This is a genomic window from Microbulbifer taiwanensis, assembly GCF_014904815.1.
Taxonomy (GTDB): domain Bacteria; phylum Pseudomonadota; class Gammaproteobacteria; order Pseudomonadales; family Cellvibrionaceae; genus Microbulbifer; species Microbulbifer taiwanensis.
On sequence record NZ_JACZFR010000012.1, the window covers coordinates 54,182 to 71,414 of the forward strand.

The following is a 17,233-nucleotide window of genomic DNA, read 5'->3' on the forward strand; positions in this document are numbered from 1 at the left end:
TGTGAATGTCTCGTCGTCATTTTTTATCTATGCAGTCTGCGATCGGCGTCGGGTGTGCCGCTGTGGTTTGACGGCGGCTGTTTTTATTCGCCTCGTGAGCTCTTGGTCCCGGCGGCTGTCAGTGATCTGCAGTGGAACATCTGCACTATTAAGCACTCTCTGCAGTCAGAGTTTTTGCAGACTTGATGCCAACTCCGCATTCCGACCGGAAATCAACGGCTTAGCGCTGTCAGTCGGTGCCAGCCAGAGAGGAAATTGAAGGGGGTGCAGAAGCGACATGCACCAAAATGGAACTCCGACGATCGGCGCGCACTGAAGTGGTGAGCGAATTAACGCCTTTGAACCAAGGTGGAGCACCGGTCGCTCGCTTTTGCGGCCGGAGACGGTGGGTTACAATCTGCTGCTATTAAACGGCGTGTTTTTAGTGATCTGAACCTTGGGAGGCCCGGTGGCCGCAGACAAATTGCAACAGCTGCTGAAAGAACTGCAACAACAGGGTGCGGTGGTCACCGGTGACCTGCGCGATGCTTTGGCAGTGGCACTGGGTAAGCTGCCGCTGGTGTCCCAGCACGAATTCGACACCCAGGCGGAGATACTGAAGCGCACCAGGGAAAAATTGGCGCGGCTGGAGGCCCAGGTGGAACTAATGGAACAGGCCCTCGCAGAAAAAGATAAAACCGTTCCCGGCAACAGCCCCCCCGCCGATTAGATTTCCACTACCCGAATTTCAAGGATGAAATTTTGAGTCTCTCCGTCACCTACAGCCGCGCACAGCTCGGCGTATCCGCCCCGCAGGTCACCGTCGAGACCCACCTGGCCAACGGCCTGCCTGCCTTCCAAATGGTAGGGAAGGTTAACCCTAAAGTATTATTTCTAATAAAATCAATAAGTTAGCCCCCCGAGTAGGGACCTGCGATGAAACGCTATACAATCTGCCTTCTACTGGCACTTCTGCCGGTAACAGCCCAAGCAACACCCCCCATCACCGGCAAGGTGGTCGCCGTGACAGACGGGGACACAATCAAGGTACTTGACGCTGACAAACAACTGACCAAGGTCAGGCTTGCCGGGATCGACTGCCCGGAACGCGGACAGCCTTACGGACGCGTCGCCACAGATGCCGCTGCCGCACTTGTTGCGGGGAAGACGGTGGAAGTAGAGGTAGTGGACACAGACCGCTATGGGCGAACCGTGGGGCGCGTTTACGTCGATGGGAACAACGTGAACCGGGCATTGGTGAACGCGGGTCACTGCTGGGCTTACACACGCTATGTGCGGGACAAGATGCTATTCACCCTTCAGGATGACGCACGGAAGGCACAGCGGGGGCTATGGCGGCTACCAGCAGCGGAGCGGATGCCGCCATGGGAGTGGCGACGTAAGGGAAAAAGTAAACCCAAACCATCTTCCTTATAAATCAATAACTTACATAATAACCTCAATGTTCCTTGAGCCCGTTCATCTCGATGAAGTAAGTACACTGGATAAATAATTGACCGCCTAAGAAGCGGTAGTTGAACTAAGCGCCAAAATTTAATGAACCGTCTCGTATAAATATTGCCTTAGAACACTGAATCCCCTACAATTCGCGCCCATTTTTGCTATACCTAACTCGGGCGTTGAATTAGGCATTGACACGTCTACAAATCATGGCTGACACTGCTAAGGTTTTATGGAAGTGGCAAGTTTGAGTTCTAACTAACGACAAGCATGGAGCCCAAGAAGACATATATTAGCTGCGACTATATTTCTTGATATGTTCTTCTTTTATAACGTTATGAAACTTTTTAAATTCCTGTTTAAAGAACCCAAAACTGTTCTTCATTCTGATTCAGAAGAATATGCAAGAGTAATGGTTGCTAAGTATTCAAGTGGCAGCACTTCGCTTCAGCATGGCGCATACACTACCAAGAAACAGCTCGACCAACGGAAGGCGTCTATTCTTAAAGTTAAATTCAGCTAACTAACCTTCACTTGTACTCATAAAAACAAGGATCGTGAGGCGTTACCCTGTGCCTGAAAAAACTAACAAAGTAAGCCTTCCAGAAGCAGTAAATAATTGCACCGGTGATGCCGCCAAAGTTGAACACCCATTGGAGTCTTTAGGGGAGATCCCGACAACTCCCGTATGGTATGCGTCCAATAAGGCAAAGTTTGATCAGTTAGCCAAGGCATTTAAAATAGCCGAGTCCGATATTAAGAGTGCGGAACTGTCGGACAAATACGAAAATGGGATTCTTGTCCCCGCAGTAAACGAACTAAGATACTGCAGTTACCACGTTATCAAGGCAATTAGCGCCAATAATGCTGCCGATCAAAGAGATCAACTGTATCGCGGGTTAAGACATTGCGAGCGAGCCAGCTACGACGCCTTGGAGTTAGGGCTAACGACTTATCTAAAGAAAATTGATGAATTTAGAGCAATTTACAGGGATAAAAATGTCGTCATGAGTAAAGTTATTCCCGGATATCCTGAGGATATGAGGGAGGCGTCAAAAGCTCAGGCACTTTTAGGGAAAAATTTCAAAGACAAAACCGAAATCTTTGAAGAAGTTAGAGAATACCTAAGTAAAATCAAAGATATATACCTGAAGTTTAATGAAGCTGAAGACGACCTTAATACGGAGGCACGACAGGCGAATCAAAGTTTAAAATACACAAAACTTGCCCTTGCAGCCACCGTACTCATAGCGATAGCAGGCTGGACCAAGGTGTTTTACTCTCCGTCGCCACAAATTGTGCCAGACGCTGTCCAACCAGCAAACAAAGCAAAGCCCATAACAACTATCGACGAGGCAGATATAGGAGCTAGCCAACCTGCCGATAGAGCAAAAATAGATGCTCCTACTGATCGTACTAGGTGAATTCAGGTTTGTTGTTTAACCGGCAGCACAATTTGTCTCAATCTCCCATCTGTTAGATCACAAGAATATCCGGAAGCCCGACAATATTGTCGGGTTTCGAATTATCCAGTGCTACGCTTTGCAATCCATCCGTTCCCGGATTCCGTTGACTTACCAAGAAGAATATAGGTAAGCCAATCAGTGGACCTCACCAAAAATTATTAATAAGTAAGAAGCACAAATGTATAAGTCAGAATTTGAAGCCGCCATTGAGAGAACAAAGAAATTTAATTTACCTTGCCCGCCAGTAGAATATTCATCGGAATTACTCCTAACTGATAACAAAATGAATGGATTCGTCTATGCGTTGAGAGATTCTATCGGGGAACTCGAGCCAAAAGAGGTTGTAGCACAGTGCCTCTCAATACACTACAGAGTGTTAGATGTTGTATCTAATTTCTTCAAGACAGACTGTTATTTTACTATCGGCTATGTAGAGTCGGATAACGGAACTCTCTTTTATCAAAGCGAGAACGACCTTAAAAATATACTAATCAATGGGGCAGACCGCCCATCGTTAAGCATTCATGCATGGCTAACCTTGCCGACGATGGAAATATTGGATTTTTCTTTGCCAACAAGCTTTGCCATAATAAATAACATAAAGGAAGGAATTGGCGGACTGATTGCTAGACACGCTGATAGATTAATTAATGGGGTAAAATACCACCCAATGTTGATTGGCGAAGATTTTTTACGTGAATCAGGTCTACTTATAGAGTTTGGCATTTCCAGACCGGCATGAAAAACAAACAACAAAGAGATTAACCCCATCGGAGATGTGCACCAGCGATAACACGCGGTGAAAACAATTCTTCAACCTCTTCTTGGAGAACCTTCATCTGTTCGGAGTTTCCGCCTGACAAGATTAGCTCATCTAAAAGCCCTTCAATGAAGGGTTTCAACATAGATTTGAAGGCGTCTGCACGATCAATCTTCAGTATTTCAACAGCGGTTTTAAAAATATCGGAATACCGCCGATCCAGCTTGTTGATAACCAAATTTGTTTCATCTGGTGTGTTCATCGCTGCCCCTCCATCCATTCACTAAAACTCTTGAACGGCAAATTATCCGGGCGTTCAAAGTTGTTAACTTTCTCAAGTATCAGTTTTTCATCTTCGGTACGGTCTTCTTCTGGCTTTGCTGCAATTGCGATTATATTACTTACACGCTTCCAGATTTTTCGCTTTACAACGTCAACCCCAGATTTCGCTTGCTGTTCTGACAACTCCATTATGCGTCCCCCCGGAAAACTCCAAACCCCTTAAACTCATCAAAGAAACCCAGCTTATCCAGTAATTGAAGGGTTTCGTAATCGAAATTTAATTTTGACATCATGCTCACCTTTGTTGATTTCGCACATATATTTATCCAATGTGCAAAATCGGCTATTCGCATGACAGGATTGAAGCATCCAGACCATAACGCTCCAATTCACGGGATTTCTTTAAGTTGAAGATACCGACCACCCCACCCGTGTAGAGCGTACAGACTCGCATAGGGTCGCCAGAACGCGGATCAAGCCCACTGTCTGGATAGCCATTCTTCGCCAGAACTGATACAACGTAGTTCAATACAGCGTGATATTGTTTCTCACTGGCTATTCGCGCTTTCATGAAAAGGTAGACACGGAAACTTCCACTGGGGCTGTAATTGGAGCAGACCACAAACGAATGCTTGATGATACCCTTTTGTTTATTTTTCCGAGTTGGATTAAAGATTTTCACGAAGTCGTCCGGCGTCAAGCATGATCCATAGAAATCCAGTATTACAAAATCAGCTGAAACATTCTCGCCTTGTTCGATTCCGGCAGATATGCGCGTCATATCCTTCTCATTGTGGAGAAATTCCTTGTGCTCACGCTCCACCCACTTGGCAAACTTAACGGGTGGAAGAGTCTTCAATTTTGGCTTATCGCGCTTCCCACTGTGGACCGCACAAGAAACGCCTTCCCGCTCTTCCACCGCACTGCCACTAGAGAATCCATTGACACCGTGGGTGCTACTGATTCCCGTGAAATTCCCTTCACATGTTGAATCAATTCCACAAGTGGCGGGAGCGGAGCGCCCCCCGGCGAAGCCGGTAAACGAGGTTACAATGTTGGAATTTGGTTCAAATGGCTGAAGGCTAGTCACTATGCGGGATTGCACCATTTCACCTGTACTATAAAAGCTATTAGGTACAAGAAATTTGGTGCAAATTCGCATGGCTAAAGGGATGTAGCAACCTTGACCTTTGGATGAACATTCACCGCTTCGCGGGGTGGTCGCTTCGCGCCCGCTTTTATCTGTCGAATCAGCTTCACATGTGAAGGGAGCGAAGCGCCCCCCGGCGAAGCTGGTTAAGGTGAAACCACTGGAAACCTGTTGAAACTGCTGAAAGTCAGCAATCATGCGGATTTGCACCGAACCTGCTGTACTATAAAGACTATTAAACACAAGAAAATTGGTGCAATCCGGCATAGTTACAGGGATATAACCATTTCGACCACTGGAACCAATGTTACGCATTTTCCGGCGATGCCGCCGGGTGGTCGCTCCGCTCCCACAATCCTTTGTTGAAGTCGAACTTGTTGAATCAACTTCACTAGGCTCCAGAAGGTGACAGGCGAACTCATTTTCATCAATATGGCGGATTCGCACCACTTGGTCCGGATATCCACTTGCGAACCGCTTTGCTGTTTCCACCGCAGAAGAGCGGTCCATTAGGAAAACGGTAACAACGGCTTCACTTTTGTCATCTCGGATGGAAGAGCGCGAAACAGTCTGATACACAGTGTTTAGTGTCATGTCTTGATAGATGAGATCATCCGTATAACCCAATGCTGCAAGCATAGATTGCTGTTTCGGCGTGTTGTTCAGCGCGGCATCAAAAACTATCACGTTCTTGTCTTGAAACTTGTTGGAACCATGCTCCTTCGCACTGATTACTGTGCAATTGTCCAAACAGGTTATTTCACGGTCTTCACGCCGGTCATTGTTGGTCGCCAGCAGGAAGTTAGGGTTCCCCATCTTGCGCAGTTCTCGCATTAGCTTATTATCAACATTCGTTCCATGACCCTTCAAGTATTCCTTACTGTTACGGCGCTTTTCGTCATCTGATATGACGTAAATGAATTGCAGGCGGTCAAGGCAATTAGGTTTATGATTACCCCCATAGCGAAGGGAGTTCTTGTACACGGCGTTCCGTAAAAACTTCAGTTTATGGATACTAGAAAATCGGTGATGAAACATAGACAGGGAAAAATCGGCACTGATCACTGTGCAGCTGTTCCAGCCACTCAAAAAACCGCTATTCAACTGAGATAGGAAGTAGGTTTCACCATCTTCAGAGTCGTATTTCTTCTTTAACGGCTTCCCTATCATTTCCCATTGCGAATTTTTTACATAAACAGTTTCAACGCGACTCAGTACAGCATATAGAAACTTTCGTTCTGATTGGTGATATGTTTGCGCGTGATTTTCCAAATGATCCCGCAATTCTCTTACAGAATTTGGAATAACAGTAAAAACTCGGTCATCAATGGTCTTCTGTTTTACGCGACCATTCTTGTAATATTGGACTTTGCCATCCTTAATGACGGGAACTTCCGACTTGCAATGTGAAACAAGTCGATCAAGTTTCACATAGTCCTTTACGGTTTCTGGGAAGTTATGAACCTTTGTATTATGCGGCTGAAACAATGTCGGGAGTTCGTCAAAGTATAAATCAATGTCCCAACGCTGAGGACGTTCCAACCGCGATAGATGTTTGAACGTCTCTTGAGTGATCAACAGGATTCCGGATGCTCCGGCGATTCCTGCTGTACAGTTCTTCTTCCCGGTATAACGGTTGATCCACTGTTGAGTCTGTGCGCTTACGCTCAAATCTTTCGTGGCGCGTTTGTGGTTAAGGTTTTCAATCTTCTTTTCTGGGCAACCAGCGTCAAGCAGCCCCTGTTCCCACTGGTTAAGGTGTTCAATCTTGTGGCAGACGACAATCTGGGGATTGAACCGGGAACGGTTCTTCACCAGTTCATAGGCTAAGGTTGACTTGCCGGAGCCGGTAGCGGCTTCCAGACAGCCAAGGGGCGGAAAATTGCCGATTTTATTTCGTGCTAAATACTCTTGCATTGTGGACCTTGTTATTGTTTTTATGTTGGTCATTCATCATTAAAGACGCTGATGGGCGTTCACGTGTGTCGTCACGTCTTACCTTGCCCAAGGATGGGCACTAAAGCCACTGTCAGTTTTTCCACGGTCTGACAGTGGCTTTTTCATTTCCTATCAGGATTTCCCTTTCAGATACTCCACAAGAGCCATATGGACCACATGCGAGGCGCTGAAGCCCGACTCGTGGGCATAGTCTGAAAGTTGCTTGACGACATGTGGGGGAAGGGTGAAATTCTTCCGCACCTTGGGTTTACTGCTGATCATAATTTAAACACCTTTATTATTGTTATTCGTGGTGCACGTTTTCGCCCACTATTGTATGTAGACGCGGAAAACCGGTAATTCTGAAAAGAATTGAAATTTTTTGGAATGGCGGGATGTTGAGTGAAACGAACTCAACAAATTAAGTTAGTGCGTCTGCCCATTATACCACCCTCTGGCAAGATGCCACTCCCTCACCTATCGCTACCCCTTCACCGAGCTTCCAGCCCCTTCAGCACTGCCCGCGTCCAAGTGCCGTATGCACTCAGACTTATAGCCGGGTGCACCTTCAGGCAAGCCCAAGGGCGGAATCCGAACGCCTCACAATGTATAGAACGTGAGACACCACCTTTTCATGTCTCACAAAGTGGCTCATAATTGCATTCTCATTTTCTCTTAGGAAACTTGGAACAATGGCAATTGTTGGCTATGCACGGGTCAGCACCACCGGGCAAAGTTTGGATGTGCAGCTTGATAAACTCAATGCCCACGGCTGCGAACGAATCTTCAAGGACAAGCTTTCAGGCACCACAGCACAGCGTCCACAGCTTCAGGAGTGTCTTCGCTACCTAAGGGACGGGGACACCCTTGTTTGTACCAAACTGGACCGTCTGGCGCGTTCTACGCTACACCTACACCAGATTGCCGATGACCTGCAATCAAGAGGGGTAGAGTTTGTTGTGATTGATCAGGCTATTGACACCAGCACTTCCACCGGGAAACTTATGTTCGGCGTCTTGGGGGCTATCGCTGAATTTGAAACTGCGTTGAGGCATGAACGCCAGATTGAAGGCATTGAGAAAGCCAAGGCGAACGGAGTCCGATTTGGACCAAAGACTCTCCTTGATGATTCCCAGATTAAAGAACTAAAGGCAAAGCGTGACTCAGGCGCGTTGATTCGGGACTTGATGAAGCATTACCGGCTAAGTAAGGCAACTGTATACCGGTACCTGAAAGAGTCCGTCTAGACCTTCCCCCATGTTAAATAGGCTGTGGGACCACTAGCCTCCCGTATAAATAATACTGTGAACGCTCCTTGAACATGTTCACTGCCGGGCATAGCTCCCCCGGTACCTAAAGCCCCCTGAGTCTGCCAATAAAGGGGGCTTTTTACTTTTCTGTACTTTTTGGCTTCCCCGCATCGTCGTAATTCAATAAATCTTTCGGCTCCACCTGTAACGCCTCTGCCAATTTAAATAGATTCAGCAAAGAGCAGTTCCTTTTTCCCGTCTCAATGCCGGAAATATATGTTCGGTCAAGCTCACAAAGCCCACCAAGGTCTTCTTGTGTTAGGTCCAGTCGGACCCGCAATTCCCGTATATGTTCTCCAAACGGCTCTAGTACGGGTATCCGTTCCATCTTCGTGCGCTTGTCTCGCGCCATTTGTGTACCGCTCCCAAATGGCACACATAAACAACAATGGCACAAAAATGCCCATGGACTATACGTCACATATCGGAGAAAATAGGGAGACGTAGACTTTAAGTCACATTTCATGTGTGAATTGCACGCATGACGATCACTTTACATACAGATTGATAAAACAAAGAAGGACCCTACAGATGAAGCCGATCAAATTTTGCTCACCTTTGGTGGCTGTCCTTGCCTTCACACTGACAGGCTGTGACCAAGGTGGCTATTCCGGGAACGGCGACGTACTAGCACAGGCAGCAGACAATGCGAATGCCGCACTCGCTACCGCTGAGAGTATGGTGTACGCAGGCTTTGCGAAAAGAGTGGACGCTGAAATGCTGAAGCTCTTTCAGGAGCAGCCAGAATATCAGGGTTTCGTATCATGTATTCAAATAGAACTGGCGCTGCAAAAATGGACGGCGGATCAGCACGAATTCTTCATGAATGCCACTGCCGGAACAGGTGACATAGAAAAAATTGACGAAGAAAAGTATTCCGAAGCTGAAATGAAATATTACTTTGGTCCCATTCTTATGGCGAACGGTCAATGCGCTGGCTGATAAGCAGTCGCTGACCAAAAGTCAAAAACTTAAACATTAAGGAAAAATTGAAATGCTTTACCTAATCGTGGCTGCCAGTGCATTGTGGGTCTATTTGGACGCGACTAAACATAGAATAGGGAAGACTCCAGAGGGTGGCTTCCTGAACGCAAGCGCGGGTGGACTTGCGATAGCGACCATGCTCTTGTGGGTGGTGGCGCTCCCCCTGTACTTGATCAATCGTAATAAGCTCAAGAAGAAGGCTGAAGAACACCCTGTAACTGTGAAGGCTCGCGGGGTGAAAGCATTTTTGATAGGTCTTATCGGCTTCGGATTCTGTGCAATGGTTCTTTATGCTGATTACATAGCACGAATGGAACAAATGGCGCAGCTTCAGTAAACCGCTGTCCGGGCATCATATACCATATGGTGCCCTATCCTGCCCTTTCCCTACCTTCACCCTCGTCCCATAGAATACAACCCCAGACCGCCCTGTTTACATCCGAAGCCAGAAAGCAGTTGTATCCCATGCATCCTTATGGATGCGCATAACATAAACACCTTCAAAACACCGATTCTGGGAAATCTGACAAATTCGCCACGTGAAGAAATTTATAAACGCGATGATGTAAATTTTACCTGATTTTAAACCATATGAAGAAACTACCAGCAGCCAGCCCCAAAATTGCATCCTAAAGCTCTTTCACCACCCATTATCGGGACGATCCACGTAACCCACCAAGCGTTTGCCGAGGAATGACGCATAAAAAATACCGATTCCCCGACAAACTCGTATCCCGCAAACACCAATGCGTCAAAAACTCGCCAATTCCTGTGAAAACCAGCAATCCAATAAAAATCTTTGCGTCATTCCGGTGTGGACTCTTTGCGCACTCGCACTTACGCCATACCCGGCGAGTCTCGACGAAAAACTCTCACAAGTCGCAATTCTTCCACACGATGAATTCACAAATGTATAAATACTCTATAGGGATTTACCCATTTTTAGCCAATTTTGGAGACGCAACACTATGCCACTTCCACAACCACTCGAAGCAAAACCAGCCGCAGAATATGCCACTGCCGTAAAGACAGCTATCGGTACCGCTGTTGATTCCGCTGATCTAATAGCGCAACTGACTACATTCGACGCCGATGCATTACGGTTGAACGCCCGACTTGTACAGGGCATGAAGAACGCACTTCAAACCCTCGCATTCACTGCACTGGAACAGAACCTGATTCTTGAGGCTATCACAACGCTTGGCGGTGAAGCCGCGGGATTTGACTTGCCATGAACTACGCAAAAATCCTGAGCGAGCGTTACGCCATAGATGACGAAGTCATCAAAAAATTCATTAAACAGATAATGAAGGAAAACGGTTTCTCGACACTGGACCAAGTTTGCGACTTTCTTCTTCGGCAGTTCGTAACTGTACCAGATACCCACCCAAACTATGAGCCTTACCGATACATGTATGCGCGCATCAAACAGATGCTCCGAGAAGAACAAGGAGGAATAGCAAATGTATATAAAAGCCGTCGATGAACTAAACGAACATCCAGAAGGGGAAAAAATTCTAAAGCGTGTGAACCGGAAAATTTACAACCAGGGCGAAGATGGGAAGTTCTGTGCCTTCCTTCCTTCTTACATCTTGACCGCAGCCTCGTATATAGATCGTATGGATAAACTCTCGGATGCAATGGAAGTTGGTCATGCACTTGACCGATTCAGTCCATACGAAACGCGTTTGTTTCTGCGGGCTTGCGCGATTGATGACGAAGAAGATTGCGGGAAAGACTACCGAAAAGAAGTTAATAACCAAATTCGTGTAGCGAACCGAAATCTATCACGACTGATTGAACGTGAAATGGAAAAATATGAAGAAGAAAAGGGAACCTTCTGGGGTAAGATGAAACAGGTGTTTGTATGATCAAGTTCTTTTCGCAGCTAAAACAACAAGAAAAGACTGCTTTTGACGATCTGTATAAAACTGCGGTGAAGGAAGGTCCGGAATGGTTTTGTACAATGTCGTTTGGCGAGTTAAAACGGATTTCCGATTTCGCTTCCCAGCATTCTTGGGAAGTTGACTTGAACAAGGTCAAGAACAAGTTCACACCGTTTGAGTTCCACATGATTGAATCGTTACAGAAAACGAACCGCCAACAAGCAATAGAACAGCGAGAACGAGTGGTGAAAACCAATACCCAACGTTCAACACGATTTGCCGAACACTGGCTTTCAAACCTTCAGACACGACGACAAATTGAAGAATTGGAATCCAAGGTTAAGCAGAAGGCGCCCAGTGATATGGAATCACAATGGCGAAATCTTCAAGGGATTTTCGAATAACGGACACAGCAACGGTTATAGTTAAAATGTTCCCGGTTCGTGATCCGAATCATCGCATTCTACATAAAGAACCGGGAACGCGTTTACGCCCATTTACTGGGGCGTTTTTTATTGTGCCCATACTTAGTCTTGCCAAGTTTATTTTGGCAATTCTTCGTTGCTGTAATCGAAGTTCGCTCTTTTAATCGAAGACCTTTCATAAGCTATCTGCTCTACAACATCTGAATGTTCGTACATATAGTAGACGTGCTCCCAATCTGGCGGGATTTCGCGCATGTATATATTTGGGTAGCCAGAACTTTCTAATAGCCACTTTAGTGTTGATGCCAATGACCGAGATATTGAGCCATTCCAGTATCTACCGCAGTGCCTAATTGATTCTAGAGCCTCATTCAGAAGATGCTCTTTTACATGTGCTTCTTTTTCTTCGGGAGTCATATTTCACTTAAAATTAACAGTTTCATTCTTTGGCTAGTCATACAAGCGCGCCCGAATCATTGGATAGGTCGGCAACTACGGAATTACTATTTTTTGTAGGGAGGTCGCATCTGTCATGATATAATTGCAATACCAGTTTAGCTGAGACTTCCCTTAGCTATACCCTCTATTACTTCAAACAAGTGCGTTAATTTTATTGACTAAATCCTTGGGAAGTTCACCTTTATCCTGAAGACTGTTGTACTTATCCTTCAGGCGTCCTAACAGAGTCACGTAGTCATTTAACTCTTCCTCCGCTTCATAAAGGTCATCATCGTCAACATCTTCAGAATCGACATACTCCTTCAAATTCTCGATGTTACTTATGAGCGAGTTAAATATAACTATGCAGTCTGACCACGATACTTCAACATTACTTTTGCTCACTACTACGCTCTCCTACCGGACAAATTAGCCTTATTTAAAGCCAGTTCAGATTCAATGTTTACTATTTTTTGGGCTTTCTCAAACATGGTTTCCAGCAATGCGATATATTCACTTTGCTTCATTCGCCTAGTGGCGACAATATGAACATGCCCAGCATTTACAAGATCCACAGCTATAGCCAAGCCCGAAGGAATAGGTGTATTCGCCTTAATTTTCCATCTGTTTCTACCGCCGTCAAAAATTTCATTCGCGGACACGCCGGCATGGGAAGGTAAAACATACACAATTCCAGTATGCGGGTCTGTCATTAACTTAGAATCCTGCGAACGTATATTCCCATCCTTATTTGTAAACTTGGGAATATTGGAATTGCCATTCCTATATAAATCACGCTCAATTTGTCGTATATCGGAAATATAAAAGTCCATTTCGGTTTTCATCAGCTTTCTCCATTACTACTGTAGCCAAATATTATGAGAGTCCAAGAAGTTAATCGAAGTCAAGTATGGTCTGTCAATTTCAAATATTCGATTCATGCGATTTGATTGCACATTAATCGACACTATTTGAGTATTGACTTAGAATTCTTTCTATATAAGATCATCCTTGCTGGTTGGCAGGACTCACCAATCCTGCCAACGATACCAGAAAGCTCCGTACCAGTCCCATTCGCTACTTCACTGGGCTTCATAGCTGGCGCGAAAATCTATTATCTGAGGGGTGGCATTTGGACAAGTGAGTGGATTTCTATTCACGGACTTCTTCCGGATATTTTTCCCGATAAATCGCGTAGACTTTGTTCATCAAATCATTTTGACGCTTATACGCGTCAATTTCCCAAGGACGCTTAAGATATGGTGTACCTTTGGGATAAAATATTCCTTCCCACTCCCAACCTAACCCCATAGGTACACGATGTTCTTCACCGGTATCAAGACATCTCATCGAACGGGCATATTCACCATAATTGAGTCTACCTGAAGCATATTGCTGTACGTGGATTAACTCATGGCATATAGCTACCATTTGTCTATCAAGGGAAGCATCTTGCTCAATTTCTATAAGAAATTTTGCCCAATTTAATCCATCTCTCTTTGAAATTACATGCCCATACCGTCCGTATTTTTCTTCGCTCGAAGCGAATTTTTTAAATCTTAATTCTATACAGGGCACATCCAGTTCAAGAACGTCAGCAATAATACGGGTAAAGTTTTCAAGATTTCTCCTATATCCTTCTGGAACAGAAAGCTGCAAATCCATACATCCTCCTTAATGAACGATTAAACATGTTACGTAAAATAATGCCGGTTTTTGGTGCTTTCTAACTCTGAGCGCCTTACACTTCCCATCATATATTGACAGCCTCAATTGGTGATGGTGGACGCCATTCCAGATTATCTAAACTTCCACTTTCATCTAACTTCATGTTCATATGGATCTTGGTTGGGTCTTCAGTGTGTGGCATTACCAGTCGGCTTTCTCCAGACTTGTACCGAATAACAAAGTACGGCGCTTCTACTGCCGTTGATTCCATACGCTGCTTGTCACTCTTGCGGATGGCATTTTCTATCTCTATAGACCAGTTGTTACCAGCATTCTTCTTCATCCGCTCTATCTTCTGATCAGTGACTTCATCGCTAATGAAATTTCCCCGATTGAAAACTTCAATTTTGTCGATAAGGGATTGTAGAATCCCTTGAACCTTAAAGCGAAGTTCATACAATTTCTTATCATCTTTACATTCGTTCATTTTGGCAATCAAGCCAATAAGATTATTGTGAAGCTCCTTACCTTGCTCTTTACGGCTATCAACTAATCTTTTTTCCGACTCTAGTTTTCTAATCTCCCTTGGAATCTCATCCTGTCTTGACTCATACTTTATTAACTCATCCATTATTGTTCTTGAAATAGCATTAGATTCTTGCATTGCTTTCTTATATTTTGTTATCTGCCTGTTAGCTTCCTCCAACTGATTATTAAGTGATTCAATTTTATTATTTATTATTTGCGTTCTAGTTTTCCTATCATTATCGGTCCCAGTGATAACCGATTCCGGAATATCTTTGACGTGGGTGAAGAACGCAACCTCAAAGTCGTCATACCGATAAAGCACCCGACAACCCTTACACTTAGAACCTTTCTCCTTTGCCGCTGCACATTGGAGATAACGGTTCTCGTAAATCTTTCCGTTGTATTTCGAGTCTTTATTAGCGTAGACCATGCCGCGATTTTTGTCTGGGCACCTGTACTTCGATGCATTCCCATCAACTGAATAACCACATACAGCTAACTTCTGGAAAAGATTGGAGATTGTTTTTCCTTTTCTTCCTCCGCCTCGCATTTTCTGGTCTGCCTTTAAGTTTCCATCTTCATCGCGATTCAGATCACGTGAACGGCGGGCAGCTTGCACTTTTTCGTAATACTCTTCACTGATTATTGCCGGGAAGTGATTTTGGATAATTTCTTTTCTTTTGCTCTCCCCACATTCACTCGGGATACTTATCTCTAACTCGCCAATTAACTTGCGGTTGTTAACAATTCGCGTTATTGAACTGTTGTGCCATTGATTTGGCTTTCGTTTATCGACTTTAATTCCCGATCCAGACCCCCAAGGCTCAACTCCTTGTTTCGTCAGTCGTTCAAGTATGTACCCATTGCCCCGACCTTCTATAACCCATTCGAGAATTTTTTTAATTACTTTTACTCGCTCGTGGTTGATCTTGTAACCGGTTCCTTCGTCGCCCTGACCGTCTTCAGCAATATCAAGCCATTTTGGGGCGCTCCATTTACCAAGAACCTTTCTTTTACCGTCTAACAAATCTTGTTTGGCGTTTCTCTTTGCAGAACGAATATTAATGGACTTGATTCTACTCTCATCATGAGAACGCTCCATGTGAAGAATCGTCGCCAATAATTCGATGGCTCCGTCATTTTCTTCACCATGTATTTTATTATTGTCAATGACCGCAACTTTAATACCGCTATTCACGAGCGTTAAAAGAGGAGCTAATGCCTTTCTAGGCTCCATGCGCGAAAACCTGTCGAAGTTCTGAAGCAGAAGGTATGAGCCCTTTGCAATTGTTCCATCTTCTACAAGATCAATGAAACGCTTCAAATTGCCAGATTCAAGGTTCTTTCCTTTATAAGCACTCACACCAAGATCATGTAGCTTCAAACTGTCGTCATAATCAAGGTTATGAACCTCGGCAAACTTTTTAGCCGTGTCGATTTGGCGACGTATTGAATCGCCCTTTTCTTGGGCTGTGGTACTGAATCGAACATATTGATATGCCTTCGGCTTCATGATCGGGTCACCTTGCGCTGATTTTTGGGTTAATCATACCATCAATTCATATCGTCGGCCTGCCCGAAGCCGCGGTGCGCGAGAGCCGCGATCGGGTGCGCAGCGCGCTGGTCAACAGCCACTTCGAGTTCCCGCAACGGCGCATCACCGTCAACCTGGCACCGGCGGACCTGCCCAAGGAGGGCGGCCGCTACGACCTGGCCATCGCTATCGGCATACTCGCCGCCTCCGGGCAGGTCCCCTGCGAGTCGCTGGAAAGCTATGAGTTTATTGGCGAGCTGGCGCTGACTGGCGCCCTGCGCGAAGTGGCCGGCAGCCTGCCCGCCGCCATCGCCTGTGCCACTGCCGGGCGCAAACTGGTACTGCCGCGGGAATCCGGCTCTGAGGCGGCGCTGGCAGGCGGTGAGGTGAAGGTGGCTGACTCCCTTCTCCAAGTATGCGCCGAGCTACACAGTCGCGAGCCCCTGCCGCAGGCGCAGCGGCCAGAGAGAGAGGAAGCCAGGGGCTGCGCCGACCTGGCCGATGTGCGCGGCCAGCTGAAGGCGAGGCGCGCGCTGGAGGTGGCCGCGGCCGGCGGCCACAATCTCCTTTTTTACGGTCCACCGGGGACCGGCAAGACGATGCTGGCCAGCCGCCTGCCGGGCATACTGCCACCGCTGGCTACGGACGAGCTGATCGAAGTGGCCGCCGTCTATTCCAGCGCCGGCCTGGCACAGCTGCGGCAGCGACCTTTCAGGGCCCCGCACCACTCTGCCTCATCCACGGCGCTGGTCGGTGGCGGCAGCAACCCGAAACCGGGGGAGATCTCCCTGGCCCACCGCGGCGTGCTCTTCCTGGATGAGATGCCCGAGTTCCCCCGCCACGCCCTGGAGATACTGCGCGAGCCGCTGGAGAACGGCGAAGTGCGCATCTCCCGCGCCCGCGCCCAGGTCACCTACCCCGCCAACTTCCAGCTGGTCGCCGCCATGAACCCCTGCCCCTGTGGCTACCTGGGCGAACCCCGCTGCCGCTGCACCCCGGACCAGATAGACAGGTACCGCAATAAACTCTCCGGCCCACTGCTGGATCGCATCGATATGCAGGTGGAGGTGGCGAGCATGAGCGCGGGGCAGCTACAGGATACGCCGGTCGGCGAATCCTCGGCACAGGTGCGCGCGCGGGTGGCCGCGGCACGGCAGAGGCAACTGGCACGACAGGAAAAAATCAACGCACAGTTGCAGGGTTCCGAGCTGGACCGCCACTGCGCGCTGGGAAAAAACGAGCAGACACTGCTGCGACACTCGGTGGAACAGCTGGGTCTCTCTGCGCGCAGCTATCATCGCGTGCTGAAAGTCGCGCGCACCCTGGCGGATTTGGCTGGGGAGGAGCAAATCGGCGCAGGGCAGATTGCCGAGGCGCTGGCGTATCGCAATCTCGACCGGCGGCAGCTGGCAGAGACTATCTGA

The 17,233-nt window shown here is 46.8% G+C and carries 21 protein-coding genes and 1 pseudogene; 13 read left to right on the forward strand and 9 right to left on the reverse strand.

From position 1 onward, the window contains the following. Nucleotides 1–5: 5 nt before the first annotated feature. From IG627_RS21240 to IG627_RS04090, 5 genes are all read left to right on the forward strand, one after another. Entirely contained in the window at nucleotides 6–71 is a 66-nt protein-coding gene (locus tag IG627_RS21240; RefSeq protein WP_193190421.1) for a twin-arginine translocation signal domain-containing protein, read from the forward strand. 377 nt (nucleotides 72–448) lie between these two features. Next, entirely contained in the window at nucleotides 449–709 is a 261-nt protein-coding gene (locus tag IG627_RS04075) for an accessory factor UbiK family protein (protein WP_193190219.1), read from the forward strand. A 206-nt stretch (nucleotides 710–915) separates the two neighbouring features. Next, nucleotides 916–1,416 carry a thermonuclease family protein gene (locus IG627_RS04080; RefSeq protein WP_193190221.1) on the forward strand — a complete coding sequence of 167 codons (501 nt, stop codon included), beginning with the start codon at nucleotides 916–918 and terminating at the stop codon, nucleotides 1,414–1,416. A 596-nt stretch (nucleotides 1,417–2,012) separates the two neighbouring features. Then, complete coding sequence (locus IG627_RS04085) at nucleotides 2,013–2,864, forward strand: hypothetical protein (RefSeq protein WP_193190222.1); 852 nt, start codon at nucleotides 2,013–2,015, stop codon at nucleotides 2,862–2,864. A 220-nt stretch (nucleotides 2,865–3,084) separates the two neighbouring features. Next, nucleotides 3,085–3,648 carry a hypothetical protein gene (locus tag IG627_RS04090; RefSeq protein WP_193190224.1) on the forward strand — a complete coding sequence of 188 codons (564 nt, stop codon included), beginning with the start codon at nucleotides 3,085–3,087 and terminating at the stop codon, nucleotides 3,646–3,648. Between the two features lie 19 nt (nucleotides 3,649–3,667). Here the strand turns inward: IG627_RS04090 and IG627_RS04095 are convergent, their stop codons facing one another. The 3 genes from IG627_RS04095 to IG627_RS04105 form a co-directional block, all read right to left on the reverse strand. Beyond that, nucleotides 3,668–3,928 carry a hypothetical protein gene (locus tag IG627_RS04095; RefSeq protein WP_193190226.1) on the reverse strand — a complete coding sequence of 87 codons (261 nt, stop codon included), beginning with the start codon at nucleotides 3,926–3,928 and terminating at the stop codon, nucleotides 3,668–3,670. Next, nucleotides 3,925–4,137 (reverse strand): hypothetical protein, encoded by a 213-nt coding sequence (locus IG627_RS04100; protein WP_193190228.1) that lies wholly within the window; start codon nucleotides 4,135–4,137, stop codon nucleotides 3,925–3,927. Before IG627_RS04100 ends, IG627_RS04095 begins: the two co-directional genes overlap by 4 nt. 154 nt (nucleotides 4,138–4,291) lie before the next feature. Beyond that, nucleotides 4,292–7,015 (reverse strand): hypothetical protein, encoded by a 2,724-nt coding sequence (locus IG627_RS04105; RefSeq protein WP_226864696.1) that lies wholly within the window; start codon nucleotides 7,013–7,015, stop codon nucleotides 4,292–4,294. 713 nt (nucleotides 7,016–7,728) lie between these two features. Here IG627_RS04105 and IG627_RS04110 point away from each other — a divergent pair. Beyond that, the gene (locus IG627_RS04110) at nucleotides 7,729–8,283 is read left to right on the forward strand and encodes a recombinase family protein (RefSeq protein ID WP_193190232.1); all 555 of its coding nucleotides are present in this window, start codon (nucleotides 7,729–7,731) and stop codon (nucleotides 8,281–8,283) included. A 142-nt stretch (nucleotides 8,284–8,425) separates the two neighbouring features. Here IG627_RS04110 and IG627_RS04115 read toward each other — a convergent pair whose 3' ends face one another. Next, nucleotides 8,426–8,698, reverse strand: a complete 273-nt coding sequence (locus IG627_RS04115; RefSeq protein WP_226864697.1) for a helix-turn-helix domain-containing protein — start codon at nucleotides 8,696–8,698, stop codon at nucleotides 8,426–8,428. 179 nt (nucleotides 8,699–8,877) lie between these two features. Between IG627_RS04115 and IG627_RS04120 the strand changes: the two genes are divergently transcribed. The 6 genes from IG627_RS04120 to IG627_RS04145 all read left to right on the forward strand — a co-directional run bounded on the left by IG627_RS04120 (nucleotide 8,878) and on the right by IG627_RS04145 (nucleotide 11,620). Next, nucleotides 8,878–9,288: a hypothetical protein gene (locus IG627_RS04120; RefSeq protein ID WP_193190234.1), complete on the forward strand. Its 411-nt coding sequence runs from the start codon at nucleotides 8,878–8,880 to the stop codon at nucleotides 9,286–9,288. A 52-nt stretch (nucleotides 9,289–9,340) separates the two neighbouring features. Further along, entirely contained in the window at nucleotides 9,341–9,667 is a 327-nt protein-coding gene (locus tag IG627_RS04125; RefSeq protein WP_193190236.1) for a hypothetical protein, read from the forward strand. Nucleotides 9,668–10,298: 631 nt separating this feature from the next. Then, on the forward strand, nucleotides 10,299–10,565 hold the full coding sequence (locus tag IG627_RS04130) for a hypothetical protein (protein ID WP_193190238.1): 267 nt from the start codon (nucleotides 10,299–10,301) through the stop codon (nucleotides 10,563–10,565). Next, on the forward strand, nucleotides 10,562–10,816 hold the full coding sequence (locus IG627_RS04135) for a hypothetical protein (protein ID WP_193190240.1): 255 nt from the start codon (nucleotides 10,562–10,564) through the stop codon (nucleotides 10,814–10,816). Before IG627_RS04130 ends, IG627_RS04135 begins: the two co-directional genes overlap by 4 nt. After that, nucleotides 10,794–11,201, forward strand: coding sequence for a hypothetical protein (locus IG627_RS04140; protein ID WP_193190242.1), 408 nt, complete (start codon nucleotides 10,794–10,796; stop codon nucleotides 11,199–11,201). Before IG627_RS04135 ends, IG627_RS04140 begins: the two co-directional genes overlap by 23 nt. Continuing rightward, the gene (locus IG627_RS04145) at nucleotides 11,198–11,620 is read left to right on the forward strand and encodes a hypothetical protein (protein WP_193190244.1); all 423 of its coding nucleotides are present in this window, start codon (nucleotides 11,198–11,200) and stop codon (nucleotides 11,618–11,620) included. The genes IG627_RS04140 and IG627_RS04145 overlap by 4 nt, the downstream gene beginning before the upstream one ends. A 138-nt stretch (nucleotides 11,621–11,758) precedes the next feature. Here the strand turns inward: IG627_RS04145 and IG627_RS20835 are convergent, their stop codons facing one another. The 5 genes from IG627_RS20835 to IG627_RS04165 all read right to left on the reverse strand — a co-directional run bounded on the left by IG627_RS20835 (nucleotide 11,759) and on the right by IG627_RS04165 (nucleotide 15,788). Further along, nucleotides 11,759–12,058 (reverse strand): hypothetical protein, encoded by a 300-nt coding sequence (locus IG627_RS20835; protein ID WP_226864698.1) that lies wholly within the window; start codon nucleotides 12,056–12,058, stop codon nucleotides 11,759–11,761. Nucleotides 12,059–12,232: 174 nt separating this feature from the next. Beyond that, the gene (locus IG627_RS04150) at nucleotides 12,233–12,484 is read right to left on the reverse strand and encodes a hypothetical protein (protein WP_193190246.1); all 252 of its coding nucleotides are present in this window, start codon (nucleotides 12,482–12,484) and stop codon (nucleotides 12,233–12,235) included. Between the two features lie 2 nt (nucleotides 12,485–12,486). Continuing rightward, nucleotides 12,487–12,924 (reverse strand): hypothetical protein, encoded by a 438-nt coding sequence (locus IG627_RS04155; RefSeq protein ID WP_193190248.1) that lies wholly within the window; start codon nucleotides 12,922–12,924, stop codon nucleotides 12,487–12,489. Nucleotides 12,925–13,231: 307 nt separating this feature from the next. Further along, complete coding sequence (locus IG627_RS04160; RefSeq protein WP_193190250.1) at nucleotides 13,232–13,744, reverse strand: hypothetical protein; 513 nt, start codon at nucleotides 13,742–13,744, stop codon at nucleotides 13,232–13,234. An 88-nt stretch (nucleotides 13,745–13,832) separates the two neighbouring features. Next, nucleotides 13,833–15,788, reverse strand: coding sequence for a recombinase family protein (locus IG627_RS04165; protein WP_193190252.1), 1,956 nt, complete (start codon nucleotides 15,786–15,788; stop codon nucleotides 13,833–13,835). 35 nt (nucleotides 15,789–15,823) lie between these two features. On the opposite strand from IG627_RS04165, the pseudogene IG627_RS04170 reads away from it, so the two are divergent. Next, nucleotides 15,824–17,233, forward strand: a pseudogene (locus IG627_RS04170) (YifB family Mg chelatase-like AAA ATPase); the annotation flags it as partial.